At 48.0% G+C, this 26,173-nt stretch carries 21 protein-coding genes; 11 read left to right on the top strand and 10 right to left on the bottom strand.

All coding sequences use genetic code 11. From position 1 onward, the window contains the following. Positions 1–131: 131 nt before the first annotated feature. From CWE22_RS12140 to CWE22_RS10880, 4 genes are all read right to left on the bottom strand, one after another. Complete coding sequence (locus CWE22_RS12140; protein WP_244596059.1) at positions 132–464, bottom strand: helix-turn-helix domain-containing protein; 333 nt, start codon at positions 462–464, stop codon at positions 132–134. Between the two features lie 3 nt (positions 465–467). Next, the gene (locus tag CWE22_RS10890; RefSeq protein ID WP_169931507.1) at positions 468–1,724 is read right to left on the bottom strand and encodes a hypothetical protein; all 1,257 of its coding nucleotides are present in this window, start codon (positions 1,722–1,724) and stop codon (positions 468–470) included. A 67-nt stretch (positions 1,725–1,791) separates the two neighbouring features. Continuing rightward, positions 1,792–2,589, bottom strand: coding sequence for a hypothetical protein (locus CWE22_RS10885; protein WP_169931506.1), 798 nt, complete (start codon positions 2,587–2,589; stop codon positions 1,792–1,794). 98 nt (positions 2,590–2,687) lie between these two features. Then, complete coding sequence (locus CWE22_RS10880; RefSeq protein WP_169931505.1) at positions 2,688–3,515, bottom strand: HNH endonuclease; 828 nt, start codon at positions 3,513–3,515, stop codon at positions 2,688–2,690. A gap of 275 nt (positions 3,516–3,790) precedes the next feature. Here CWE22_RS10880 and CWE22_RS10875 point away from each other — a divergent pair, with 275 nt between their 5' ends. Next, positions 3,791–4,306 carry a hypothetical protein gene (locus CWE22_RS10875; protein ID WP_169931504.1) on the top strand — a complete coding sequence of 172 codons (516 nt, stop codon included), beginning with the start codon at positions 3,791–3,793 and terminating at the stop codon, positions 4,304–4,306. A 275-nt stretch (positions 4,307–4,581) separates the two neighbouring features. Next, positions 4,582–5,106, top strand: coding sequence for a hypothetical protein (locus CWE22_RS10870; protein ID WP_169931503.1), 525 nt, complete (start codon positions 4,582–4,584; stop codon positions 5,104–5,106). A gap of 269 nt (positions 5,107–5,375) precedes the next feature. Here CWE22_RS10870 and CWE22_RS10865 read toward each other — a convergent pair whose 3' ends face one another. Continuing rightward, positions 5,376–6,038, bottom strand: coding sequence for a LiaF domain-containing protein (locus CWE22_RS10865; protein ID WP_169931502.1), 663 nt, complete (start codon positions 6,036–6,038; stop codon positions 5,376–5,378). A 352-nt stretch (positions 6,039–6,390) separates the two neighbouring features. Between CWE22_RS10865 and CWE22_RS10860 the strand changes: the two genes are divergently transcribed. Together CWE22_RS10860 and CWE22_RS10855 are read left to right on the top strand one after the other, a co-directional pair. After that, positions 6,391–8,508, top strand: coding sequence for a sensor domain-containing diguanylate cyclase (locus CWE22_RS10860; protein WP_169931501.1), 2,118 nt, complete (start codon positions 6,391–6,393; stop codon positions 8,506–8,508). Between the two features lie 12 nt (positions 8,509–8,520). Continuing rightward, the gene (locus CWE22_RS10855) at positions 8,521–9,324 is read left to right on the top strand and encodes an SDR family oxidoreductase (RefSeq protein ID WP_169931500.1); all 804 of its coding nucleotides are present in this window, start codon (positions 8,521–8,523) and stop codon (positions 9,322–9,324) included. Here the strand turns inward: CWE22_RS10855 and CWE22_RS10850 are convergent. After that, a complete protein-coding gene (locus tag CWE22_RS10850; protein ID WP_169931499.1) occupies positions 9,306–10,655 on the bottom strand; it encodes a M24 family metallopeptidase in 1,350 nt (449 codons plus the stop codon). The two genes, CWE22_RS10855 and CWE22_RS10850, sit on opposite strands and share 19 nt — an antisense overlap. A 127-nt stretch (positions 10,656–10,782) precedes the next feature. On the opposite strand from CWE22_RS10850, the gene aceB reads away from it, so the two are divergent. The 3 genes from aceB to nhaD all read left to right on the top strand — a co-directional run bounded on the left by aceB (position 10,783) and on the right by nhaD (position 15,314). Further along, entirely contained in the window at positions 10,783–12,378 is a 1,596-nt protein-coding gene (gene aceB, locus CWE22_RS10845) for a malate synthase A (RefSeq protein WP_169931498.1), read from the top strand. A gap of 37 nt (positions 12,379–12,415) precedes the next feature. Beyond that, positions 12,416–13,753, top strand: coding sequence for an isocitrate lyase (gene aceA / locus CWE22_RS10840; protein WP_169931497.1), 1,338 nt, complete (start codon positions 12,416–12,418; stop codon positions 13,751–13,753). Between the two features lie 121 nt (positions 13,754–13,874). Beyond that, on the top strand, positions 13,875–15,314 hold the full coding sequence (gene nhaD, locus CWE22_RS10835; RefSeq protein ID WP_169931496.1) for a sodium:proton antiporter NhaD: 1,440 nt from the start codon (positions 13,875–13,877) through the stop codon (positions 15,312–15,314). On the opposite strand, the gene aceK is transcribed toward nhaD, so the two are convergent. Beyond that, positions 15,286–17,034 carry a bifunctional isocitrate dehydrogenase kinase/phosphatase gene (aceK, locus tag CWE22_RS10830; RefSeq protein ID WP_169931495.1) on the bottom strand — a complete coding sequence of 583 codons (1,749 nt, stop codon included), beginning with the start codon at positions 17,032–17,034 and terminating at the stop codon, positions 15,286–15,288. The two genes, nhaD and aceK, sit on opposite strands and share 29 nt — an antisense overlap. Before the next feature lie 146 nt (positions 17,035–17,180). On the opposite strand from aceK, the gene CWE22_RS10825 reads away from it, so the two are divergent. The 4 genes from CWE22_RS10825 to CWE22_RS10810 are packed head-to-tail and all read left to right on the top strand — an operon-like array spanning position 17,181 to position 21,735. After that, positions 17,181–18,449: an efflux RND transporter periplasmic adaptor subunit gene (locus tag CWE22_RS10825; protein WP_169931535.1), complete on the top strand. Its 1,269-nt coding sequence runs from the start codon at positions 17,181–17,183 to the stop codon at positions 18,447–18,449. Between the two features lie 15 nt (positions 18,450–18,464). After that, positions 18,465–19,181, top strand: coding sequence for an ABC transporter ATP-binding protein (locus tag CWE22_RS10820; protein WP_169931494.1), 717 nt, complete (start codon positions 18,465–18,467; stop codon positions 19,179–19,181). 12 nt (positions 19,182–19,193) lie between these two features. Continuing rightward, positions 19,194–20,507 carry an ABC transporter permease gene (locus CWE22_RS10815; protein ID WP_169931493.1) on the top strand — a complete coding sequence of 438 codons (1,314 nt, stop codon included), beginning with the start codon at positions 19,194–19,196 and terminating at the stop codon, positions 20,505–20,507. A gap of 10 nt (positions 20,508–20,517) precedes the next feature. After that, on the top strand, positions 20,518–21,735 hold the full coding sequence (locus tag CWE22_RS10810; protein ID WP_169931492.1) for an ABC transporter permease: 1,218 nt from the start codon (positions 20,518–20,520) through the stop codon (positions 21,733–21,735). Between the two features lie 21 nt (positions 21,736–21,756). Here CWE22_RS10810 and CWE22_RS10805 read toward each other — a convergent pair whose 3' ends face one another. The 3 genes from CWE22_RS10805 to CWE22_RS10795 all read right to left on the bottom strand — a co-directional run bounded on the left by CWE22_RS10805 (position 21,757) and on the right by CWE22_RS10795 (position 26,165). Next, complete coding sequence (locus tag CWE22_RS10805) at positions 21,757–22,698, bottom strand: LysR family transcriptional regulator (protein WP_169931491.1); 942 nt, start codon at positions 22,696–22,698, stop codon at positions 21,757–21,759. Between the two features lie 92 nt (positions 22,699–22,790). Further along, the gene (locus tag CWE22_RS10800) at positions 22,791–25,988 is read right to left on the bottom strand and encodes an amidohydrolase family protein (protein ID WP_169931490.1); all 3,198 of its coding nucleotides are present in this window, start codon (positions 25,986–25,988) and stop codon (positions 22,791–22,793) included. Between the two features lie 15 nt (positions 25,989–26,003). Then, complete coding sequence (locus CWE22_RS10795; protein WP_169931489.1) at positions 26,004–26,165, bottom strand: YqaE/Pmp3 family membrane protein; 162 nt, start codon at positions 26,163–26,165, stop codon at positions 26,004–26,006. Between the last annotated feature and the right edge of the window lie 8 nt (positions 26,166–26,173).

Below are 26,173 nucleotides of genomic sequence, written 5' to 3'. Positions count from 1 at the left end.
CCAACGAAACTTTGCCAAATCTTTCTTGGCATCGGCCTTGTGTGCTTTCTCTTGTAACCACCGAACTACAGTTTCCTGCCATGTTCGTCGTGGCTTTTCGCCCAGTTTATAAACCCGCCAAGCTTCGCTCTTTAGGTTATCTTCGTACTCTTGTGCCTGCTTCTTGTCTTCAGTGCCAGTAGTTTGTTGTATTCTTTCACCGTTTGGAGACGTGAAGCGAGTCCACCAGATGTTCCCACGTTTGTACAATGCCATGATGAATCCTCCCCATCACAACCTTGTTGCGGCGTGTTCACACCGAGAGAATATAAAGCATCCAAATATTCCACAAGGTCTTTTTCGAGGAATACCCAACGCTTGCCAGGCTTGGCTGCTTTGATTTTTTTGCTTCGTGCCAACTCGCCCAAATAAGATTCGGACATTTTCAGGTAGCTTGCCGCTTGGGTTAGATCGTAGGTTTTCATCTATCATTTCTCCCCCTCACTTGACGCCTGTATTTGGAAAAACCTCAGTTTCTTTTCGGCCAGCTTATTGCAGACATACTCATCGAGCGCGAGAGGCTGCTTCTCGTCGTTAGCAAAGTATCGTGCGGCGAGTGGAATAAATTTTTGTAGGGCCTCATCAAGTGATTCACAGCGTGCCTTGACCATGAAACTGGTGAGAAAACCGAGCGCGCCAATGAAGATACTTTTATCACTTGGATAACTCACAAATGAAACACGTTTCAAGTCAGCAGCAGGAGTGCTATTGAATGTTGCCTGTGACAGTGCATGCCAGCTATCGGCTACAGGCCAACGTGAATGATTCGAATCTGTCGTCTGATCACGAAGGGAAAGCCAATCTTGAGTCAGATAACGCCAAATCGAATTTTTTACATCAATGAGTAAAAAGGGATCTTTTTGGCTGGCAGACTTCAAAAATTCCTGTCTCAACTGAAATTCCAATCGCCAGACTTTATCGTTGCCGCTCCAACCGCAGTCCGTCCATAGTTCACGAAAAAAGAACTTTTCAGACTTTTCAATTTCTCGAGTCTTATCATACAGTCGAGACATGACAGAGCCTGACTGACCAAAAACAAAACCTGTGATTTCGTCCGACTCTCGATACTCGGCACGATGTGTGGAACGACAGACCCAACGCGCAGGATCGATCAATCGCCAATCGATATTCGTTGTGAAATCGACACAAAGATCTAAACGGCTTAGCGAGCCACCATTGGAACTCGACACCAAGTGATCGGCAACGGCATTAGTCATCTGCAGAGCATTTTGATAGCCGTAGATACTCAGGAACTCGCTTGAGATTTCCATATAAAGAGTTGGGGCCTTACCCGATCTCTCACCAGCGATTCGAATGCGTAGATGCCTATTCATGATCACATAACGATGAAGACCTTGACCTTTTGGCATGACTCGAAAGGGAATATCCGCGAGGTGCAGAGCGGCCGCCGCCTTTCCTCTGCACCTCTCGTCCGCAGCAATAGTCTTTTTTTCTTCAAGCTCTTTGAGAATATGTGGGTGAACAACACCGTGAAAGGATAGATAGAGGCTATCGACACCCGATCTCAAAACCTTGGCTTTGTCGTATTTTGGAGGTGCTGTGTTACAAGGTGGCGCACCGAGCTTGTCGGCTAGATCGTTATCGACAACGAAATCAATTCGCTTCTTCGAATCAAATTGATTATCGTCGTCCTCGTTTTTTTGGATTGGCTCATTTTTGGGCATTTCGGAAACCTCATAGTTAGATTGAGGTTTCTTACTTTATGCAGGTGAATAAAAAAGTTTAGGAGGACTAATGAGCTTTTGTCCTCCTTGTATCTCTCTTACGAATGCGTAGGTGGTACTTGATTGCCTCAACTGGGTCTTCTCCTTCCTGCAATAAACCAAGTAGTTGATTCATCTGATCAACAGTCTCAGGTTTTACACTTCCCAAGAACTCCTCGAGAACCGTGGTCATAAATCGATGTTGGTCTACACTTGGCTCTCTTTTGCCTCTCGGATATTTCCCTAAAATAGCCTTAGCGAGTTTATCGAGATTGATTTTATTTCGCTCAACAGTCCACTTCGATATAAATTGAGCTATTTCATAATTAGAAACAACAGATGGGTCGATTGAAACAGCCTCAAAGATAATTTCAACATAATCGTCGACCTCTTCACGGATTTGCTCAAGCATAAAGTTGATCGATCGATTTCTTCGTGCAACTGCAAGTTGTGAGTAATAGTTAGCAAAGACAACCTGGAACACCAATTTTTGCGCTATTTCCTCTCCAAAATGTTTACTCGCATCTTCAAGAGAGCCCTCGAAATCTGCTGCCTTCTCAGCAAAGCGAAGGCTCGCCTCAATTTTGTCGCCTTTTAGATCGCCATCAGCAAATAGACTTGCCATACCTAAGATACCAGCTGCTATTGAAGTGAATTCTGCACTCGATAACGAATACCAATGTGACCAGCTCGTAAGCTGATCGAGTATTATTTGGCGACCATCGGGATCCGTGTCGATGAGATGAAAAAATTCATCAGATAATGATTGTCCCATCTCATACATACTGGCAACTGTTTCAAGTAGCTCCTTAAATCTGTCATCCATAACTAGTTCACCTATACAATTTAACCAAAGTAATAAAAGCAACTCCCCAGATTTGGGGCCCCTCTTTTATTACTTTAGCTGAGCATGAAAATTTGGTTTTAGGTATGACTATTTTCTGAGCTTCCTTTCTTTGCTCTAATCAAGCCAATGAGCTCTTCTGTAGATAGAGTCCTATTTTTCTGTCTATGAACCACTGAATGACAGTTCGCACAGAGCGGAACTAGATCTGTTTCGGGGTCTATAGTACGAGGACCATCTAACTCTGATACTGGTATAATATGATGAATATGGATAAAGCCCTCCGCATACTCCCCATAGAAATCACCAAAATTAAATCCGCAGGCTCGGCAACTTAATCCATGAATTGCTATAGCTTGCTTACGGAGAGCGGGGTTTCTCTCATATGTCGTGACGAACTTAAGTTTTTTCTCTCCGTCACGATATGATTCTAATGTGCCGATATTGTCATTGTTGCTGGATTCAAGATTCTTGCTTCTAATAAAGTCGTTGTCTCCATGATCAAACCCCAACTGAAATATCAGTTCATAGATTTCTTTACTTATGGGACGAACACCGTTTCGCCAATAATTTGATGACAAGTTGGGGGGAATATCTTCAAGATAGTTTCCACCATCTTTAAAGTCGACAGGAACAGAAAACGGTCGGTAGTCGACAATCGTAGCAAACAGATCACCTTTATTGCTCTCTCTATCCAGGTAAACTTTACCTATTTTTGCTACACCGAAGTAATGCGGGGCATCGGAGAGTCGGGACGGTCGGTAGATGGAGTCTTTAATTCGTCCCTTGTAGTATATCAAATTGGTACCCGATTCCAGGAGTGCTTCATAACGCTTCGGAAAATGATATAACACACCCGTGGAGTCTTTCCATTTTGAAATGTCGTTCTCGGTAATAACAGCGTACACTAAATTACTCCCATCAACATGTTTGGGAAAAAAGGCAAGCGGAGTCTTAACTTAACATGTATTCGCTCGAAGTATGGTCCCTTACTCTATAAGGAAATTTTAACCATATACAAACTTCCTTTGTTCAAGCACTTTCCGATTCAAAAACTCTAGAACAGCTAAATTCTAGATTGATGAGCTTAAGTGCAGATCATCTAAAAAATTATGCGCTACAACAAACAATTACTGCTAGATACACTATGTAAATCTGAAATTTTATAAATGGGTCAAAAGCTATGCCACATAACGCGGAGAAGATAGTTCACAGGACATATGGATTATTGAGTATCATATTTATCTTATTCGGTGGGTTTATTCAAATTACGTTGGGCTCAGTCAACAACATCCAAACCTTTAAGCTTTTCAACATATTTGGCTTATTTTTAGATGTCTTTGGAATAATTTTACTATCTGACTTGGCAATAAATGCGAAGGGTAAGCTTAAAATCTTTATGGACGCGGTATATGGAGTTACCATACTTTTCACTTTTACTGTTCCGTTAGGAATATCGGTTTTTAGCTTCGCTGATATTTTTTTAGACCTACCTTCTCAAAGCATAATAACTGCTTTTGCGGGGGGGCTAATGACCTACCTTTTTATCCCACTCTTTTTGCTTGATGGTCTTGGCGACATATTGAACGCAAAATTTTATCAAACTACTAAATCCCGAACTATATTTATTGGATGGTACCTGCTATTCGCTGGAATTGTTATGCAAACAATTGGGGCAATCCTCGATATTTTTAGCTAAAATATTTTGGAAGATTCATGTCTCAAAACTGTAAGTGCGCTGCTGAAAATCAGCCAATTCTCGGAATTACGAATAGTTAAAAACAAGCAGATAATGATAGCGTTACTCAAAAGGTTTAATTTATGAGATTCTTTAAGTTTATCTTTGGCTTCTATATAATAATTTCTGGATTTTTCGGAATCTATTACTATATGGAACATAGAGTTAGGTGTATAGCAAACCATGGTTTTTTCGATTTCCTTACTGAAGAATGCGGTATTAGTACAGCAAATGTAATGTTTAAAACACCCCCCGGATTTATCTCATCGCAACTAAAGGGACTTACCTGGCCATACCAACTTTTCGCTTCGGAGGCACATGCTGAGGCGAGCCCCCAGGAATACTCGCAGTCTGAACGAGACGAACTCTATAACGAGGTCTCAAGTGAGATAGCAAAAGGTAATCTACAAATGGCATCGAAAATAGATGCTTTAGCTATTCGACTTATAGAGAATGAAAGTAATAATTTTGGTAAAAAAATAGACCCATATACTAAGATGTTAGATGGTTACATTGACGAAAAAAATAAAGTAATCATTTTTAATTATCTCATTCTCGGCGGTAATAAATTAGAGGTCATTAAATTACAAAGAGAGCTATTCGTTGAGCTCATGACTAAGCAATTATGCGGTGATCCTGAATTAATGGAAAGTATCATCGTAAGAACCCTAATCGCTGGCGGTTACTCATTTTTGTTGGAATACTCACAAGATTCTGACAGTTCACCGATATCAATTCTGATTACCGAGTGCTCGAATTAATCAAATACCTAATTTATGGGTATTAATATTGTGCCAGATTTGTACCAAAACAGGTAGAAATGTACCGCTTTGAGACTAAATCTGAATCATGTGAATCGCCGCAACTGGTTGTTTAGTAATGACTTTTAATAAGCACTTGTTAGTTCATAACTAATTGAAAATCCCCGTGTCGGTGGTTCGATTCCGCCTCTGGGCACCATTATTCTAAAGGCCTCGCTAGCAATAGCGGGGCTTTTTAGTTTCTGGCTTTGTGCCAAATTTGTGCCACCCTACTTCGCGCGGAAAGCTTCTTTGAAGCTGTTCGCGAACGCCACCAGTTTTTCTTTGATGGTTTTCTTGATGGCGATATCGAGGGAACCGAGTATCGACACACCTTCGATGACGATTTGCGGCGCCTGGCGACCGCCCATCGAAGGTGCAGTATTCGTGGTGCTGCCAATCACGTTGAACATGTTAGAGACCACATTGACACCCTCTGGGACTTTCACATCGACGCTACCGAGCAAATTCTTCACGCGAATGGTGACGCGTTGGTGGTTGAACACCGCATCGGTGAAATCTAATTCAATCGAACCGAGCAAAACATAAATCTCCATTTCACGCGGAACCATCCACTGCCCAGAGTGTTCATTTGATGACAAAATGGCGATCATTCGTTCATTTTCGCTGGCATCTGAAGAGTCATAGTTCGGCGTAAACGAGCGTTCACGTTGTTCTTGATAAGCATTGTCAGGCTTGAGTGATAAATCAGCCACTAATTGAACCAGCACATGATGATCATCAGAGTTTGTAGCCTCATCCAACCGTCGCTCAAATGCCTCTGCGGAAATCACATTGTGACTGTAATTCATGATCAATTGATCAATGACCTCTTCACGCACTTGTGCAATTGGACGGTCTTCTAATTTCACACCACTGGTATCGATAGCCATGCCGAATTCCTTATCTCATCTTTCAATGCATCAATTAAATATAGACTAAATCAAGCCTATGAACTTTATCCGTATTTGTTAAGCAATTTTCAGGCCACAATTGTAACCAGCTGTATTTAAATAAATTATTCGATTTGAAAGCGTGTACGGCGCATTCCAACCAAGCCGTTATTCGTCAATTTAACCACTGATTGGTCAAAATCGCACAGCCTCCGCATAAAACCGGTAATTCCTCGTAATCTTTTGTTAGATTTTAGCAGTAATAATTTTAGGACATCGTAGTCATTCTAAATTAAATTGTGGTAATCTCAGGGTATATCCATTTCACGGACAGAATCAGGCGTACTGCAGGTTGAAACAAACAAATATCCTCCACTCCGCTGTGGCTCTTGGTGCGCTGTACGGAATTCCAGCGGCTTTAATGAATGCATTTTTCTCACTGCCTTTATATGGGCTGGTGACGCTTCATATCGGCCAAATGTTTGTGATCCTTGCTTTAATGACGCGCGGCCTACCAGCTGCGCTGATAGCAGGCATGATTTCAACTGCCGGTCTGTATTATGAGACCAGCAATGCCTTCTTCTTTGTTACGCTATCGTTAGAACTCATCGTCATGCTTTGGTTGAATCGGCGTGGACTCTCATTCCTGCTGAGCAACTTCATCTATTGGTTGGTGATTGGTGCGCCAATTTCCTACATCTACCTTGAAAGTGCCGATAGCTTACCGACTGACTTTATGGTGCTCGTGCTGGTCAAGCTGATGCTCAACGGTATCCTTTACACAGCAATGGCATCCACCATTTATCATGTCTTACCGATGTCGTGGCGATTCGTCTCTCGCCCCCCCGTAGCACCGACTCTGTTTGGCCGTATTTTTTATCTGTCATTTATCAGCATCATGATTCCATCGCTGATCATTGCCCTGATTCTGACCGCTCGCGGTGCCAAACAAGCGGAAGAGCAAATTGTTGGTGATCTCTATCGCAAAGCTAACAATGCCCGCTTAATTACCCGTGATCTGATTGCTGAGCATGAGCGAGTAGTGAATCAATTGGCCGATACATTGGCCATTACAGATGTGAATGAGCATCAAGCGTTGCTGACTCAAACCCAGATCAATTATCCCAGCTTTCTCACGATGCTTATCGCCAATAGAGATGGCTACATCACTCATGGTGCCCCTGATTCATTCTTTGATACGTTGCGAACACAACCGTTCGAAGAGCTCAGTGTCAGTGATCGTGATTATTTCCGCAGAGCGGTCGAAAACAAAAGCTCCTTTGTCTCCAGTGTGTTTATCGGGCGCGGATTTGGTGCGGACAGTATTATTGCTGTGAGCGCAGCGATCATCCGCGACGGGGAAGTGGTTGGCGTCGCTGAAGGGTCCTTAAACTTACCCAAGCTCTCATCTTTAGAAGAACGGCAAGACATAGGTTTGAATGACCAACTGTTGGTCATTACGGATGCCTATAATCGAGTTGTGTATGCATCTGAAGCAACGAATTTAGAAGTTTACGACGTCTACACACCGACAACGACTCACAATGTTTATACCCGCGCGATCAATATGACACGGCTGAATAGTCGTAACTATCTGATTGCCAATGCAAGCAATCAATACGGTTGGAATATCTATGTGATGTCACGGCCACAGCAAATTACTCAAGTATTCACCGATAATTTGCTGGTTTTCCTCTTCTCATTGTTTGGCGTGACCGCACTATTTTTGCTCGTGACGCACAAATTTTCTCGCGATATCACGCGTCCGCTTGAGACGTTGGTTGATCACATGACCTCGGATGCTTCAGTCGAAGAGATTGAGAACAATGACGGCATGACGACTGAGCTACAGGCTATTTCTGGACAATTATCGAAAGCGCGCCGACTCATGCTCGACTTTAACCGTCAGCTGAAACAACAGGTGCAAGACAAAACCCAAGAGCTAGAGGCTTTAAATAAGCGGTTGCATCAACTCTCCCAAGAGGATGGTTTAACCGAACTGTTGAATCGACGCACGTTTGATGAACTTACTCGTAAGCTGTATAGCAAACGATGCATGAAGCAACTTCCCGTGCATATGCTACTGATGGATATCGATAACTTTAAGGATATTAATGATTCCATGGGTCACCCGATTGGTGACGAATGTATTGTATCGGTAGCTAAAGAACTTCAACGATTCTTCAATCATGAAGATGAGCTTGTCAGTCGTTATGGTGGTGAAGAATTTGCTGTCGTCAGCACTGCATCGAGCGGTAGCTTGCTCGAACGTTTAGAACAATTCCGCTCCGCACTAACGCGAAGCTGTGTCGTCGATGGCACTATTATTCCAATGACAGTCAGCGCCGGCTTACTGAGTATCGAAAAAGATTTCAACCTCACCTATACCGATCTCATGATTCGAGTCGATCAATTACTCTATACCAGCAAGCGTGAGGGTCGTGATCGCGTCACTCATGAATTGCGCTAGTAGGATTCTGATATGCAAATCAAGCGTGTTTTTATAACCGGTGGCGCCAGCGGATTAGGTTATGCCCTCGCCCAAGAAGCAGCTGCTCGAGGCTGGAAGGTATGTATCGGTGATCGTGATACGGAACGCGGTGAAGCGGTCTTGGAAAGTTTGCAACGACTCCAATCCGACGCTTTTTTCATGCCTTGTGATGTGACTCGTATTAGTGACCTTGAAGCCGTCGCTAAGGAATTACAGTCCCGTTGGAGTGGCGTGGATATTGTCGTGAATAATGCGGGTGTCGCTCAAGTCGGACCGATTACTGAAACTTCGATCAGTGACTGGCAATGGATCATTGATATCAATCTATTAGGCGTAGTGCGTGGTTGTAAGGTATTTACACCGATTATGCAGGAGCAAGGCCAAGGTTACTTCCTCAACGTAGCTTCGCTGGCTGGGCTATTGGATATGCCGAACGCATCATCATACAACGCCACTAAAGCGGCCGTGGTTAGCCTATCCGAAACCCTACACAATGAGCTGAAACCGAATAATATTGGCGTTACCGTGCTGTGTCCGTCATTCTTCAAAACTAACTTAGCCCAAGGCATGCGCTCATCAGTGCCAGACATGGACAAGAAAGTGGATAAATGGATGGCGTCAAGCAAACTGAATGCAGCGGATGTTGCAAAGATGGCTTGGCAAGCGGTCGACGCTGGGAAGCTGCATGCGCTTCCGCATCGCGAAGGACGAACCGCTTGGTATATGAAACGTTTCTTACCACGTTCGCTATACCAAGCCATCGTGCATAAAAAAGCTCAATCGCGGACTAAGTAAAACTCAGTTTGACGGCCAAATAAGTAATCCACTTTTTGGCCATCGAACCAAGAACTCTCCTCCAATTGAATCACGACATCCTGATCCCACTCGTCACTGTAAGTGGTGTTGTTCAATTCAATTGAGTGCGCCGTCATTGGGTAGAGTGGGTAATCGCCATTTACCGGAATCGCTTCCTGCTTATCCCACATACCAATGGTAGGGCCAGAACCGTGACCGTAGTAGCCAATCGGGTGACTATAAATAGACGGGCGCAAACCTGCCTCACGAGCTTCTGCCAAGCTCTTCAATAGAATCTCATTACCCGTCTGACCGGTCACGAAATTACTGGTTAAAATATCCTGTAACTGGTTACCGTTGCGCAGTGCTTGCTGCAATGATTCTGGTGCTTCGGTTTCACCCTCACGCAGCACGTAGGCATGCCGCTGCGTGTCGGTATTCAAGCGCAGGTAAGTCACACCAATATCCACATGCAGTAAGTCGCCTCGTTCAATCACGCCGGTCATCCGTGGGTTGGCACCGCCTTGCCGTTGTAAGGTGACGGTTGGCGGGAACCACGCATCTAAACCAGCACCTTTAATCCGCTCGAGCATCCACCATTCCACTTGACTAGTGTGAGTTTTGCCGGGCTCAATAACGGCATCTGAGAATCCTTGCTCGATCACCTGGGTGGCGTATTTGGTGGCGACCCTATAAAGGTTGATTTCGTCTTGAATCCGCGTTTCTAACCAGCCAATCGCTAGTTTTTCGGCACTGACGATACGCTCTTCGTAGTGGGCTGGAAGCGCCTCCAAAAATTGCTCCTTGTCGGTGGCCACTAAGCCGTCCGCTTGGGCAAAGAAATCAGACTGATTGAGGCCAATGGTTGCAGGATCTCGCTCGGCGATAATTTCAACCAAACGTGCCCACTGATCGGGCTGGGTTTCTGGTTCCCAAGCCTTCTTGAATAAAGTTCCCACGTCGTACCGTGCGACGGCTAATGCCTCCACACCACGATCCACACCATCCACGATGCCACGGTCCGTTAACACTAAGATGGTCCGGCGACGTGCTTTAAACCAGTCGCTCGGAAGCATGGTCATTAAGGTTGGATCTTCGTTGTTTTCACGACTGATTAAAATCCACATATCGATACCGGAACGACGCATGAGGTTCGGTAATACCGACTCCATTCGCTGCTCCATCCAATCGTCGATGAGCAAACCGCGCGCTTCCAGCGACAACGGTTCGATAGCATCACGCTCAGAATCAGTGTGAGCCTGTACGGGTGCTGTTGCGCTGAAAGATAGCAAAGCACCAGCCAGCAAGCTCATGGTGGGAAGTAATCGCATACTCAACCTCTTTATTATTTTAATGAATGCTCACAATCCAAAATATAAATTAGCGGAATATTAGCAACCCGATCTAGTCTGTGAATCAAGGAATCTAATAAACCAATTTATAACAATCGGGTGAATTATGAACGGAACAACCGCTACTGATGGTCTCACTATGCCTGCTTTATCAGGTGAAGCTCAAGCGCTAATTACGCCAGAGGTTCAAGAGTTTTTAGTGACGCTAGTTCGAACCTTTCGACCACGCCTCAACGAGCTATTAGCTGCTCGCGAGCAGCGTCAAGCACAAATCGACAATGGCACCCTCCCCGACTTTGATCCCGCTACCCAAACTATACGTGATGGTGATTGGTCCGTTACTCCTTTACCGAAAGACCTGCAAAAGCGGCGTCTCGAAATCACCGGTCCAGTTGATCGGAAAATGGTGATTAATGCACTAAACGCCAATGTAGATTGCTATATGGCTGACTTTGAAGACTCTCAGTCGCCAACTTGGGACGGGCTATTACAAGGGCAGCTCAATCTGTATGACGCGAATCGCCTCAATATCGACTACACCGACCCAAGTTCCGGTAAATACTATGAACTGAAGCAAAAGCATGTATTGTTAATCGCCCGTGTGCGTGGCCTGCATTTACCAGAAAAACACGTTTTAGTAGACGGTGAAGTCATCCCTGGCGCATTGTTCGACTTTGCGTTGTACTTCGCTTTAAATCATCAACAGCGCAACGAGCGCGGTACTGGCACCTACTTTTACCTGCCTAAACTCGAACATGGAACCGAAGCCGCTTGGTGGGGTGATGTGTTTACCTTCAGTGAAGATTACTTTGCTCAACCGCGCAGCAGTATTCGCGCTACGGTGCTGATTGAAACCTTACCTGCCGTATTCCAAATGCACGAGATTTTGCATGCGATGCGGCACCATATTGCGGCGCTGAATTGTGGCCGTTGGGATTACATTTTCAGTTACATCAAAACACTGAAAAATCACGCCGACCGCGTCTTACCGGACCGCCAAGTCGTCACCATGAACCAACCCTTTTTGAACGCATACTCCCGCCTGCTGGTGCGTACCTGTCATCAACGCGGTGCTTTGGCGATGGGTGGGATGGCTGCCTTCATACCCAGTAAGGACGCAGCCGAGAATGAGAAGATTCTGGCTAAGGTTCGTGCCGACAAACAACTAGAGAAAGACAATGGCCACGATGGCACTTGGATAGCACATCCGGGACTCGCCGAAACCGTCCGCAGCATATTTGTTGATGGTCTTGATGGGGAGAATCAACTACATGTCACCCGCAGCGATGACGCAGAAATACGTGCCGAACATCTGCTTGAGCCGAGTTCTGGCGAACGCACCGAAGCAGGTATGCGCACCAATATTCGAGTTGCATTGCAATACATAGCAGCTTGGATCTGCGGCAAAGGCTGTGTACCTATCTACGGCTTGATGGAAGATGCCGCCACCGCAGAAATTTCGCGCACGTCAATTTGGCAGTGGATCCGGCATGAGCAATCACTCGACAACGGCGAGACTGTCACTCGTGCTCTCTTTTTGCAGTATCTCGAAGAAGAAGCCCAAGTCGTGCAAGAGGAGGTAGGCCTTGAGCGCTGGCAAACGGAGAAATTCGAAGCGGCGCAGCAACTACTCGCACAAATCACCACCGCAGACGAGCTGGTCGACTTTTTGACCCTGCCCGGCTACGCGTTACTCGACTAATAACAATGACTCACTTACGAACAACAGGACTATCACTATGACAACCGTACCTATACAGCAAGCCGAAGCTGCTAAAGCCTTACAGCAAGAATGGGAAACTGATCCGCGCTGGCAACATGTGCAACGCACCTATTCAGCACTTGATGTCGTGCGTTTACGCGGCAGCGTTCAACCCGAGTATACCTATGCCAAAAATGGTGCTGCCAAACTGTGGCAGTTAGTTAACGGCGGTGCCGAGGCGAAGTTCGGTAAGAACTACGTGAATGCACTTGGCGCACTGACCGGTGGCCAAGCGGTGCAGCAAGTGAAAGCTGGCTTACAAGCCATCTACTTGTCAGGCTGGCAAGTTGCGGCCGATAACAATAGCGCGATGGGCATGTATCCGGATCAAAGCTTATACCCAGTAGACTCGGTTCCAACTGTGGTTGAGCGCATCAACAACTCATTTGCTCGTGCTGATCAAATTCAGTGGTCAAAAGGCCTTGCTCCTGATCAACCGGGCTATATCGATTACTTCGCACCTATTGTGGCAGACGCAGAGGCTGGTTTCGGTGGCGTACTGAACGCTTATGAATTGATGCTGAGCATGATTCGCGCAGGAGCAGCTGGCGTACACTTTGAAGATCAGCTGGCCTCGGTAAAAAAATGCGGACACATGGGTGGTAAGGTCTTAGTACCGACTCAAGAAGCCGTCCAGAAACTGATCGCCGCTCGACTCGCCGCTGATGTAGCAGGTGTACCCACGCTGATCCTTGCGCGTACCGATGCCAATGCAGCTGATTTACTGACTTCCGACGTTGATCCAAACGATCATCCATTCTGCACTGGCGAGCGCACTGCTGAAGGTTTCTATCGCGTCAATGCTGGTATCGACCAAGCCATTTCGCGTGGTCTTGCCTACGCTCCTTTTGCCGATTTGCTGTGGTGTGAAACGGCCAAACCCGACTTGGATGAGGCACGGCAGTTCGCCGAGGCCATTCATGCCAAGTATCCAGGTAAGTTACTTGCGTACAACTGCTCACCTTCATTCAACTGGAAACGGAATCTCGATGACGCCACTATTGCCAAGTTCCAAAAAGAGCTGGCTGCAATGGGCTATAAGTTCCAGTTCATTACGTTGGCGGGTGTGCATAACATGTGGTACCACATGTTTGAATTGGCCCATGACTACGCGCGCAATGACATGTCTGCCTACGTCAAACTGCAACAACAAGAATTCGCAGCAGCGGAGAAAGGCTATACCTTTGTGGCGCATCAACAAGAAGTTGGAACGGGCTACTTTGATGATGTAACCAACGTCATCCAAGGCGGCAAATCCTCGGTTACCGCACTCACTGGCTCTACCGAAGAAGACCAATTTAAGACCTCTGCGTAATTTTTATTGAGGAATGTCACAAGAGTGCTAAAAAGCCGTTGATTCGCTGCAATCAGCGGCTTTTTTTGTGGTAGGATGCGCGCGTCAAAAATAGGTATCTCGGTTTAAGGATTCTCCTCCCATGTGGCTTGCTGTAATCACCCTCTTACTTAGTCTCTTTGCCGCTCCAGCAGCTTTCGCCGCGAACGGACAACTCGACCTCACCGGCACTACCGTCGGCATGACTGCCATCATCATATTTACTGTCGCCTACTTACTGGTGATGGGTGAAGAACACCTGCATATGCGCAAGTCCAAACCCGTGTTGGTAGCGGCCGGTCTGATCTGGATGATGATTGGTGGGGTGTATGTCGACCAAGATTTACCGGGGGTTGCCGAGACTGCGTTTCGCCACAACTTACTCGAGTTTGCCGAGCTCATGCTGTTCCTCCTCGTCGCCATGACCTACATCAATGCGATGGAAGAACGTCGGCTGTTTGATGGCCTACGTTCCTGGATGATTCGTAAAGGCTTTAGTTATCGTCAATTGTTCTGGCTGTCGGGTTGGCTCGCCTTCTTTATCTCTCCGGTTGCCGATAACCTCACCACAGCATTATTGATGTGTGCAGTGATCATGAAAGTGGCGGACGGCGATAAGAAATTTATCAGTATGTGTTGCGTCAGCATTGTCGTTGCCGCGAATGCGGGCGGTGCCTTTAGCCCATTTGGTGATATCACCACCTTGATGGTCTGGCAGGCTGGTATTGTTGAGTTCCAAGAATTCCTAGTTCTCTTCATTCCATCGGTTTTGAACTATTTGATTCCAGCTTTGATCATGAGCTTCTTTATTGAAAACCGTAAACCAGCAGCGGTACATGAAGAGGTCGAGCTTAAACGCGGTGCCCTGCGCATTACCGCCTTGTTTTTGCTCACCATCGCAACCGCGGTGGCCTGCCACATGTTGCTCCATTTACCGCCGGTCTTGGGCATGATGATGGGCTTAGGTTACCTGCAGTTCTTTGGTTACTTCTTGCGTATGACTTTGCCCGGTTCGCTGGCTCGCAAGCGCGCGATGGCTGAACGCGCAGGAGATATGAAAAAACTTGAGCGCTTGGGTGGCGTCGTGCCCTTTGACGTATTTAGTCGGGTTTCGCGAGCCGAGTGGGACACGTTATTGTTCTTTTACGGCATCGTTATCTGTGTCGGTGGTCTTGGCTTTATGGGGTATTTGGCGCTACTGTCCGAAACATTGTATGGCAGTGGCGACCCGACCATGGCCAACGTCATTCTGGGCTTAGTTTCTGCCGTTATCGACAACATTCCGGTGATGTTCGCAGTACTTTCAATGCAGCCGGACATGTCACATGGACAATGGTTGCTCATTACCCTGACCGCGGGGACCGGTGGTAGCTTGTTATCCATTGGTTCAGCGGCGGGTGTGGCACTGATGGGCCAAGCCCGCGGTTACTATACTTTCGCCTCCCATTTAAAATGGGCACCGGTGATTTTGCTGGGTTACATTGCGTCCATCTATGCGCACTTGTGGTTGAACGCTAGTCTGTTTGACGTGTTTGGTCAGTAAAACGCAGCGACTCGGGGTAGGGAAAGACGTCACTGACTACCCCTTGCTGAATCAGTTGCTGTTGGCGTTGCCAGAACTCCGGTGTCGCCAAGTCGGCATGAAACTGCAATAAAGCCTGCCGTAACTTGGGTTGCGGCACGGCAAATACTGGCAACTGCTCCGGAAACATATCGTCCGGTCCGACCGCATACCATGGCTCGGCTGCCATTTGCTCATCGACTGTGGTCGCACGCGGCAGTTCCCGGAAGTTCATGTCGGTGAGGTAGCGCACCTCATCATAATCATAAAACACGACCCGCCGTTGTCGCGTTAAACCGAAATTCTTTAACAGCATGTCACCGGGGAAGATATTCGCCGCAATCATGTCTTTAATGGCTTGGCCGTAATCTTTCATCACCGCATCCACTTCGTCCGGGCTAGCCGATTCGAGGAATAAATTGAGGGGTGTCATTCTGCGTTCAACAAAGAGATGGCGAATGATCAAATGGTCACCATCTATTTTCAAACTGCCTGCTACTGTCGACTGTAACTCTTCCAGCAGCTCTGCGCTAATGCGCACCAAAGGTATGGCGACATTAGCAAACTCATAGGTATCCGCCATACGACCGGCGCGATCATGTCGTTTCACCATACGGTAGCGCTCAATTACGGTGGCACGATCCATACTTTTATTCCCACCAAAGACATCTTTGATCACTTTAAACACAAAGGGGAAAGATGGGAGCGTAAACACCGTCATGACCATGCCTTTGATACCGGCGGCTGCTACTAGTTGGTCGCGACTGCTATCGAGGTGCTGCAAAAAGTCACGATAGAACTCAGTTTTACTTTGTTTGTGCAGACCAATAGCAGAGTACAATTCCGCGAGCGTTTTATTCGGCATCACATCTTTTAAAAATCGCACCAGCGCCGACGGAGCGCGGGTTTGCACCATAAAATAGGTCCGTGCAAAGCCGAAAATAATCGCCATCTGATCACGGTCGGTGATCAACGCATCGATATACAACAAACCTTGTTTGGTTCGCAGCACTGGCACAATAAAGGGGTAAGTGGCATTGGTGGTAACCAATCGCCCGACAATATAAGCCGCTTTGTTGCGATAAAACGGAGCTTTAAGCACATCAATGCGACTTTGTTCAGGTTGCAAATCGACCGACAGCGCTTGTTCTTGAAACGCTGCTTGGAGGTGACGTAAATCGCCGATGAGATCGGCAAACGGCGCGGCAAAATCAGCGGTCTCGACTATCTGCAATAAACACCGCGCTAAGCCCTCAGTAACCGGGAAATACGAACGATATTCGGTCTCTACAGCTAGCGGTAATGTACGCGCCAGCGTCGATTCGACAAAGATATAGGAGTTATGAAAATACCGTCGATGAAACAGGTTACAAAACACCGAATTGTAAAAGGTCTCTGCTAGCTCAGCTTGCGGATGGAACTGTAACAAGGCCTCATAATGCTGGCGTACCGATAACCATAATGCCTCATCTAATTCGCCCAGCGTCTGCTCGCGCAATTGCTCGGTTGTTGCACTAACCCGCTCGTCATAAAAATGGATGCGCGCAGCCGCAGCTTGCTGACCCTCCAGCCACGCGCCATCGGCGAAACGCTGCCGAGCTTGCGCAGTAATGTGGGTAAACCGGTCATAATGCCGCTGAAAACCTTGCAGAATTTCCTGCGCTAATCGCTCGGCATCTCTTGAATATGTGTCTGTCGTCACAATTACTTACAAGCACTCCTGACTATTTACAACCCTGCGGTAAACCTTTCGTACCGTCAGTGCGACTATACCCTTAACTTCAATGACTGGCTTCATTGAAGCATGAGCTGAATCCGAACACTACAACAAGAGAGAATTATTCAGTGATAAAAATTGCAGATACCAGCGGCCAAGATGTGGTTCGCGAGGTGCAAAAGTCACGGCGGTGGGGCCTGTGGCTAAGCGGAGCAGTTGTCGTAGCACTGCTCATTATTGCGTTTCCGATTGTCAGCGACTGGTCTAAGGCACAAGCTTCGGTCCCGCTTGATCGTATTCGTATTGCGACCGTCACCCAAGGTGATCTGACCCGTGATGTGTCTATTCAAGGACGTGTCATCGCTGCAGTCAGTCCAACTCTCTACAGCCCAGCTGAGGGTACCGTGACCTATCATGTCGACGCAGGTGATGAAGTCGAACTGGGACAACTGCTGGTCACCATCGATAGCCCAGAATTGAAAAGTCGTTATGAGCAAGAACAAGCCTCGTTAGATAGCGCACAAGTTGCTCTTCAGCGCCAAGAAATTCAAACGCGTAAGGCAGAGCTGGAAGCACAGCGCGATATTGATATGGCGCGTGTGACCTTTACTGCTGCCGAGCGCGAAAAGCGCCGTGCCGACGAGGCATGGGCGGCCCGTGCGATTAGCCAAATTGATTACGAAAAGGCACAGGATGATCTGGAAAATGCTCGATTAGTCTACGAACACTCGGTTGCGGATGCGAAGCTCGAGGCCGAAACCCAAGTATTTGAGTTACAAACTCGGCAGCTGGAAGTAAACCGACAAACAGCCCTAGCTGAAGACCTCGCGCGGCAAGTCACCGCATTAAATATCTTGTCACCGGTCAATGGTCTGGTTGGGAATCGTGAGCTCGATCAAAAAAACCAAGTAGGACGCAATCAAGCCGTTCTCAATGTCGTCGACCTCACTGCGTTTGAAGTGGAAATCGCGATTCCGGAGAGCTACGCCGACAGCTTAGCCATTGGTATGGCGGCGGAAGTTAGCTACAACGGTACCCTCTATCATGCCCAGCTCGTGTCCATTTCACCGGAAATTCGGGACAACCAAGTCATTGGTAACGTGCGTTTTATGGACGAGATGCCACCCGCTCTGCGGCAGAATCAGCGTTTAACAACGCGCATCATTCTCGACGAGAAGCCCAACGTATTGCAGGTCAGCCGCGGTCAATTTCTCGAAACGGGCGGTGGTCGCATCGCTTACGTGGTGCGCGATGGGTTGGCTTACCGCACTTCAATTGAGACCGGTGTCACTAGCCTCAGCTCCGTGGAAGTCATTGGCGGTCTGAATGCTGGCGATCAAATCATTATTTCAAGCATAGAGCCGTTCGGTGACGCCGACACGGTCCGTATCACCGACTAAAAAAGAGAACAACTTATGTTACGTATGCAGAATATTCGTAAAATCTTTAAAACCGAAATGGTTGAAACTCACGCGCTACGCGACTTTAACCTTGAGGTTGAAGAAGGTGATTTTGTAGCGGTGACGGGCCCATCAGGCTCGGGGAAAACCACCTTCCTAAACGTTGCTGGTCTACTTGAAACCTTTGATGGCGGTGATTATCTGCTTGATGGCCAAAGTGTTAAAGGCATGAACGACACCCAATTGGCACGCCTGCGCAACGAGAAAATTGGCTTTATTTTTCAAAGCTTCAACTTGTTGCCGGATCTGAATTTGTTCGACAACGTTGATGTTCCCTTGCGCTATCGCGGCTTCAAAGCGGCCGAGCGCAAACGCCGTATCGAAGAAGCTTTGGAAGTGGTTGGGCTAGCCAGCCGGATGAAACATCTCCCGGCACAGCTCTCTGGTGGTCAGCAACAGCGCGTTGCCATTGCTCGTGCCCTAGCAGGACGTCCACGCTTTTTGCTCGCGGATGAGCCTACCGGAAACCTGGATAGCCAAATGGCTACCAGCGTGCTCGACCTCATGCAGGAGATTAACAATCAAGGCACCACCATCATTATGGTGACTCACGATCCGATGCTGGCGAAGCGCGCAAGTCGAAATATCTTTGTGCGTGACGGCCAAGTGTCGGAAGTGGGCAAAGAAGACGACATCGTCGAATTGTTGCATAAAACGGCTCAGGTCGGTTAAGCGAGGCGCCACATGTTTAGTTACTATGTGAGACTTGCGCTCCTGAGCTTACGCAAGAATATACTACTGACCGGACTCATGATTGCCGCCATTGGTCTCGGGATCGGCGCGGCGATGACAACCATCACTGTCAATTACATGATGTCATCAGACCCTATTCCACAAAAGAGCGAGCGCCTATTTCACGTTCAGCTCGACAACTGGTCACCGAATCAACCTTACAACGAACCCAATGAGCCGCCTGACCAAGTAACTTGGCTCGATGCTACCAACTTACTCCAAGAAGGTCGTGCATTTCGGCAGGCTGCTATGGGCGGCACCAGCTTTGTGATTGAACCCAGCCAAGCAGAGCAAAAGCCGTTTATAGCGTCAGGTCGAGCGACCTCGGCAGACTTCTTCCCGATGTTTGATGTGCCCTTTATCTATGGTCGCGGCTGGACTGCTAATGATGACAACAGCCAAAATTTGGTGGTGGTGTTAAGTAAAGCAACCAATGATCAACTCTTCGGCGGCGAAAATTCGGTCGGCGAAACCATCGTTATGGGCGGTCGCGCATTCCAAGTGGTCGGTGTTATTGATGATTGGCAACCACGGCCCAAATTCTATGACGTCTCGACAGGGCCCTTTAACGAAGTCGAAGAAGTCTTTGTACCTTGGTCATTAAAAGAACCTTTAGAGTTGCCATTGAATGGCAATAACAACTGCTGGAAACCGGTTGGTGAAGAGACATTCTCGGCGTTCTTGCGCTCCGAGTGTGTGAACAGTCAGTTCTGGGTCGAGTTTGAAGACCCTCAGGATGCGGATAATTACTTGGCATTCCTCAACAACTATGTGACTGAGCAGAAAAAGCTGGGACGCTTTGAACGGCCTCTGAATAATCGGCTGATGGACGTCATGGATTGGATGGAGTACCGCGAAGTCGTTGCTGAAGACGCCATTATGATGATGTACATGGCCATTATGTTTTTAGTGGTCTGCTTACTGAACACTGTTGCCTTATTACTGGCCAAGTTCTTAGGTCGTAGCGGTGAGATTGCGCTGCGTCGTGCTGTCGGTGCGAGCCGCCGTGACCTGTTCCTGCAGTACACCGTTGAGAGCGCCATGATTGGCATCGCCGGTGGCTTATTAGGACTGGTACTCGCATGGTTTGGCCTACAAGGGATAGGTGGCTTGTACGGTGATATGACCGAGGGTCTGAATGAACTCGATCTCACCATGGTTGGCTTTGCTATTGTCCTGGCGATTGTCAGTACTATTCTGGCCGGACTCTACCCAACTTGGCGAGCTTGCTCTGTAGCCCCCGCTGGTCAATTGAAGTCGCAATAAGGAGACGAACATGAGTGAATTAGGTCCTATTTTTCGTGCCTTATTGCGCAATAAAGTCGGCGCATTTTTATTGGCACTGCAAATCGCGTTAACCATGACCATTATGGTCAATGCGATCCATATGATTGAAAACCGCAGCAGCATGATGGCACGGCCCTCGGGCTTGGATGAAGCGAATCAGTTTTACCTGTCCAGCAATGGCTATGCGGAAAACTTCAATGAGCGTGCCGTCGTTGAAGAAGACTTGCGCAATATCCGTGCGCTACCCGGTATTGTTGATGTCACCCAAATCAATGCAATTCCACTCAGTGGCGGCGGCTGGTCGATGGGCTTACAAACCGAAACCGGTGAAGATAAGCCCTCGGTTGGTGTTGCGGTTTACTTTGTCGATGACCATGGCATTGACGCATTTGGTGTGAACTTGATTGCCGGTGAGAATTTCAGTCCAACGGAAATTACCTACCGGCAACGCAATGAACAGGGGTGGCCGCAAAATATTATCGTGACTGAAGCGATGGCCAAGGAGTTGTTCCCTGATCTAACGCCAGCGCAGGTGATTGGTAAAACCACTTATATTGGTGGGGATGAGCCGATGACCATTACCGGTGTCATTGATCAACTGCAAGCGCCGTGGGTAGGCTGGAGCGGTGTCGAACGAGTGATGTTAGTGCCGCAACGTACTGAGTTTCGCTCTTCGCGTTATTTCATTCGTACCGAGCCGGGTCAACGGGATCGGATGATGAAAGAAGTCGAAGAAATGCTTGTTGCGGAAGATCGTGGCCGCCTGATTCGCAACGTCCGCACCATGGAAGAGACGCGGGACGACAGCTATCGCAGCTATTCTGCACTGCAGACTATTCTGTGGATCATCGTCATTATTCTGACCATCATTACCGCCTTGGGTATTGTTGGTATGGTGACCTTCAGTGTGAACCGTCGGCGCAAGCAAATTGGCACGCGACGGGCATTGGGCGCGAGTCGCTTCGATATTATGAAGCACTTTATGCTCGAGAACTTCCTCGTCACCAGTGTTGGATTGCTATTAGGTGTCGGTTCCAGTATCGCTTTAAATATCTGGTTGGTGGATGCCTTCAGTCTGCCGCGGATTGGCTGGTACTACATTCCGGTGGCGATGGTGATTTTGTGGTTAGTAGGACAAGCTGCGGTGTTTGGACCTGCGCGCAAAGCCTCACAAATCAGTCCTGCCCTCGCTACACGCACTGCGTAAAACTTGCTATCGGCGTCTCCGCTAGGAGGCGCCGAAATCTGCGGTATCGGCAATCAATTGACGGAACCAACGATGTCCAGCATCGTGCTGCAATAGCGGGCTCCAAATCATCTGTAAATCCAAATCTGGAATCGCAAACGGTGGCTTTTTCATCACCAGCTCCGGATCATCTTGATAGAGCTTCGCCGCACGCGTGGGCAGCGTTGCGATCAAGCCCTGCCGAGCCAAGTGCATGGCGACATGGTAGTTCCGAGTAAATACACGGATGTCGCGTTTGTGACCGAGCTCACCTAAGGCTTCATCAACCCAGCCGAGTTTCTGCACGTCATGCGGATCCATCCCCACGCCGACACCAAAGCCGGTTTTACTCACCCAGACGTGTTCGTAGCGCAGATAATTCTCCAACGAGTAGTCTTTGAGCAAGGGGTGGTCGCGCTGAATCAAGCAAGAGAAATCATCTTCCCACAGCGCCTTTTGATGGAATGACTGCGGCAATTTCTCAAAACGGTTGATGGCTAAATCTACCTTGCCGTTCTCAACGTCATGAAAGCTGATATCGCTGGGTGTCATAATATCGAGCGTTACTGCAGGTGCCTGTTGCTTCAACTTTTCCAGCAACGGCGGTACTAACGTTGATGCGGCATAGTCGGATGCCATAATTCGAAAGACACGATCGGTCGTTGCCGGAATAAACTCCCGCGCAGGCTGCACCATCTCTTCTACTGAATACAAAATACCTCGGACCGCATCTTGCATCGCCAGTGCTCGCTCGGTTGGCAGCATGCCTTCACTGGTACGCACCAAAATCGGATCATTCAATAAGGTGCGCAGACGTTTCAGTCCATTACTCATAGCGGGCTGAGTAATATTCAGTTGTGCCGCGGCTTTGGTGACATTGCGTTCACGCAGCAACACATCCAAATAGACCAGTAAATTGAGGTCGATGTCTTTGATGTTATTCATAGAAAAAATAAATCCCGCTATAAGAATATAGCGGGATTATAATTTGCTTCACTGAAAAGTACAGTGAAGTTGCCTGCGACCTTAGTCGGAAACTAGTTCTTTTCCCAGAAAAAAGGCGCACGCTGTGGCGCACTTGGCACCAGTTGGTTCATGGTATTGGCATCGAACAAGCGCCCGTTCACCATAGTATGGGTCACACGATCGGTCACGCGAATATCGGCTAACGGGTCACCGTCAATCACGATAATATCCGCCAGCTTGCCGGTCTCAATGGAGCCAATATATTTATCCATACCAAACTCACGCGCTGGATTAATGGTGCTGGTTGCTAGAGCTTCTAGCGGCGTCATCCCACCTTGCGCCATCATCCAGATCTCCCAATGCTGCGCTAAGCCTTCACGCTGACCATGCGAGCCTGAGACCACGGTGACGCCGGCATCACCCAACCGATCAGCGACGCTGGCATTGTTGATATGGTTGTAATGATTGTGCGGCGCTTTTTCACGGCGCATTGCCTGCCCGACAACGGCCTCTTGTGGTACGAACTTCGCGAGTTTTGGATGCTGCCACACGTCGGTTTCAGCGTACCAATAGTTCTCGCCCCAGATACCGCCATAGGCAACGCCTAACGTTGGCGTGTAAGCAACATCCGTCTGTTCCCAGAACTGTTCGATATCGTTGTAGATTTCCGCCACCGGAATGGAGTGTTCGACCGTTGTGTGACCATCTGCAACCATGCTCAAGTTATGCTGCAATAATGAGCCGCCTTCAGGCACGACCATCATGCCAAGTTCCCGTCCGGCTTGAATAATTTGCTGACGCTGGTTACGGCGCGGCTGGTTGTAGCTCTTCACTGAGAAGGCACCGACTTTTTGCAACCGCTCCAAATGGAATTTCGCATCATCAAGGTCATCCACATGCGCGGTGTAACCTGGGCCATTGGCGCCATACAGAATGGTACCGGTCGAGAACGTTCGCGGTGCAGCAATCAAACCTGCTTTTTGCAGTTCACTCGCAGCGAAGATTTGCGTGGTGTCATTGGATGGATCGTGAATAGACGTGACACCAAAGGCCATGGATGCGTACGACTTCCAGTTCTGCTCTGGAATGATTTCGTTGTCGCCTTGTGGGCCGTGCGCATGGCCGTCAAATAAGCCAGGCATCACGGTTTTACCGGTGGTATCAATCACAGTGGCACCCGCCGGTACGTCCACTTCATCGACTGTACCCACAGCAACAATCTTGTTGCCACGAAGAACCACAGCGCCAGACTCAATGACCTGCTCACCATTCATGGTAATCACTTGACCACCGACAAAGGCGACGGTCTCATCATGGATAGCTGACGGCGCCTCGAAGCTAATATCTAAGCCGTTTTCAATTTTGGCAAATTCAGACTCGGCAGCTGGAATCGCGAATAATCCGGCAACTGACGCTTGATACAGCTCTGGACCCAGCGACCAATACAAGTTCTGACCATCGGCAGTCCAGGAGATATTCTCACCAGCACGCACCGACAATTGCTGCACAGGGAATTGGCGGTCATTCGGACTAATGGAAATCGGTGCGCCGCGCTCAACAAATGGCGTAACGAATACTTTGAAGCGCTCGGCAAAAGCCAGGTGTTTGCCATCTGGCGATACACGGAACTCGGTCGCATGCTCTGATTTATAGAGCGTACGCTGCTCTTTAGTTTGAATATCAACCGACTTCAGCGCAGGGCCATCGTCATACGCAAGCAGGAACACTCGGTCGCTGCGATCTCCAAACTGCGGTTGTGAACCGCTTTCGCTCAACAAACGCGGCTCTGCACCGCCGTCGAGACTGATGTGGTAGACGCCCGGATTCAATCCATAAGTATCTGGCGTGATATAACCACCACGAATTTTTCGATAGACCAAGCTCTTACCATCTGGCGCGAATACTGGCTCTACAAATTTACCCATGCCCGTATCGAGCACTTGCTCACGACCCGTCGCTACGTCACGAACAATAATCTGCCCTTGCTTTTGGTCATCCCAAGTCACATAAGCCAATTTTTTACCGTCACGAGAGTATGTCGGGTAGAGCTCCCAAGCACCGTCACGATCGGTCAAACGCTCTGGCTCACCACTAGGCAATCCGCGCTGATACAAATGACCCAGCGCTTCATAAGTCACTTGCTTGCCATTTGGTGCCACTTGCACCATGCGCAGCATTTTTACTTTGAAATTGTCTTGGTCCAAATTGGTTTCAAAACGCAGTGCCTCTTGCACTTTTTTGGTCGTTTCAACGCTAAATGGAATGATGCTCGCTGACTTCTCAGCCACATTGAGCTTCATGATTTTACCGCCGGCCCAGAAAATCATGTGCTTGCCATCTGGCGTCCAATCCATAGTTGGATACACACCATGAATCGCCCAGGTTTCCTGCATATCGCGATCAAGCTCGGTGTACAAACGCGTTTCTTCGCCTGATTCGAGGTCATACAAATACAAGACGCTGTCGAAATCTTCGCGTTTGATATACGCCAAGTATTTACCATCGGGTGATGGCGTTGGACGAATGGCACCACCAGTGCCACCTAAAATCACATCAATGTCACCGGTTTCGCGCTCAAAGCGCTTGATGACATAAATACCTTCGAGTGAATCTTTGCTGTAGTGGAACGTTTTCCCAGGCGTGTCATCTTGCGAGAAGTAGATGTACTTACCGTCTGGTGAGAACGCTGGCTCACCCAAATCTTTTTGATCATTCGGGCGCTCAGTCAGCATCACGCCGCTGCCGCCATTGCGGTGATACATCCACACCTCACCCGCACCTAATGAACGCTGAGCGGTGAAATGTTTGCGCGCAACTAAGTACTCACTATCAGGGCTCCACGCAGGGCTATTGAGTAGGCGGAACGTTTCTTTGGTGACTTGGCGCTGATTGCTACCATCGGCGTCCATGATCCAAATATTGTCGCCGCCATCGGCATCTGACGTGTAGGCGATGTACTTGCCATTCGGCGAATACACCGGCTGCATATTCCACGCGATACCACCGACTAACAACTCCGCATCGCCGCCCTTGGCTGGAATGCGATAAATGTCGCCAAGCAAATCGAACGCGATATATTTCCCGTCGGGACTCATATCGACGTTCATCCAGGTGCCTTCGTTGACGTTAATCTGGATATCTTTGAATTCGCCTTGCGGGTTGTTTACATCCCACTTGGGAGCGTCTTCTTTTTCTTGCGCATTGAGATGAAGTGGTACCGACGTAGACAAAGCTACGCCGACACAGAGTGCCAGCGTGGAAAGTTTCATACTTGAACCTTGTTGTTATTTTTTAGCGATTACCCAAACAGCGTGAACAATACCGGGAATGTAACCGCAGATTGTTAAGAGAATATTCAACCAAAAGTGCCCACCAATACCGACCTGCAAAAACACACCTACGGGCGGTAATAAAATAGCGATAATAATCCTTAAAAAATCAGCCATGATGGGCT

This window comes from Pseudidiomarina aestuarii (genome assembly GCF_003987355.1).
Classification (GTDB): domain Bacteria; phylum Pseudomonadota; class Gammaproteobacteria; order Enterobacterales; family Alteromonadaceae; genus Pseudidiomarina; species Pseudidiomarina aestuarii.
This window is presented reverse-complemented; position numbering and strand designations above follow the sequence as displayed.

Excerpts from the sequence above, each read along its gene's own strand:
- CWE22_RS10820 (WP_169931494.1), top strand. The coding sequence starts at position 18,465 with ATGTTACGTATGCAGAATATTCGTAAAATCTTTAAAACCGAAATGGTT.
- CWE22_RS10795 (WP_169931489.1), bottom strand. The coding sequence starts at position 26,165 with ATGGCTGATTTTTTAAGGATTATTATCGCTATTTTATTACCGCCCGTA.
- CWE22_RS10870 (WP_169931503.1), top strand. The coding sequence starts at position 4,582 with ATGTTTAAAACACCCCCCGGATTTATCTCATCGCAACTAAAGGGACTT.
- CWE22_RS12140 (WP_244596059.1), bottom strand. The coding sequence starts at position 464 with ATGAAAACCTACGATCTAACCCAAGCGGCAAGCTACCTGAAAATGTCC.
- CWE22_RS10855 (WP_169931500.1), top strand. The coding sequence starts at position 8,521 with ATGCAAATCAAGCGTGTTTTTATAACCGGTGGCGCCAGCGGATTAGGT.
- nhaD (WP_169931496.1), top strand. The coding sequence starts at position 13,875 with ATGTGGCTTGCTGTAATCACCCTCTTACTTAGTCTCTTTGCCGCTCCA.
- CWE22_RS10890 (WP_169931507.1), bottom strand. The coding sequence starts at position 1,724 with ATGCCCAAAAATGAGCCAATCCAAAAAAACGAGGACGACGATAATCAA.
- aceB (WP_169931498.1), top strand. The coding sequence starts at position 10,783 with ATGAACGGAACAACCGCTACTGATGGTCTCACTATGCCTGCTTTATCA.
- CWE22_RS10805 (WP_169931491.1), bottom strand. The coding sequence starts at position 22,698 with ATGAATAACATCAAAGACATCGACCTCAATTTACTGGTCTATTTGGAT.
- CWE22_RS10850 (WP_169931499.1), bottom strand. The coding sequence starts at position 10,655 with ATGCGATTACTTCCCACCATGAGCTTGCTGGCTGGTGCTTTGCTATCT.
- CWE22_RS10810 (WP_169931492.1), top strand. The coding sequence starts at position 20,518 with ATGAGTGAATTAGGTCCTATTTTTCGTGCCTTATTGCGCAATAAAGTC.
- aceA (WP_169931497.1), top strand. The coding sequence starts at position 12,416 with ATGACAACCGTACCTATACAGCAAGCCGAAGCTGCTAAAGCCTTACAG.
- CWE22_RS10800 (WP_169931490.1), bottom strand. The coding sequence starts at position 25,988 with ATGAAACTTTCCACGCTGGCACTCTGTGTCGGCGTAGCTTTGTCTACG.
- CWE22_RS10885 (WP_169931506.1), bottom strand. The coding sequence starts at position 2,589 with ATGGATGACAGATTTAAGGAGCTACTTGAAACAGTTGCCAGTATGTAT.
- CWE22_RS10865 (WP_169931502.1), bottom strand. The coding sequence starts at position 6,038 with ATGGCTATCGATACCAGTGGTGTGAAATTAGAAGACCGTCCAATTGCA.
- CWE22_RS10815 (WP_169931493.1), top strand. The coding sequence starts at position 19,194 with ATGTTTAGTTACTATGTGAGACTTGCGCTCCTGAGCTTACGCAAGAAT.
- CWE22_RS10875 (WP_169931504.1), top strand. The coding sequence starts at position 3,791 with ATGCCACATAACGCGGAGAAGATAGTTCACAGGACATATGGATTATTG.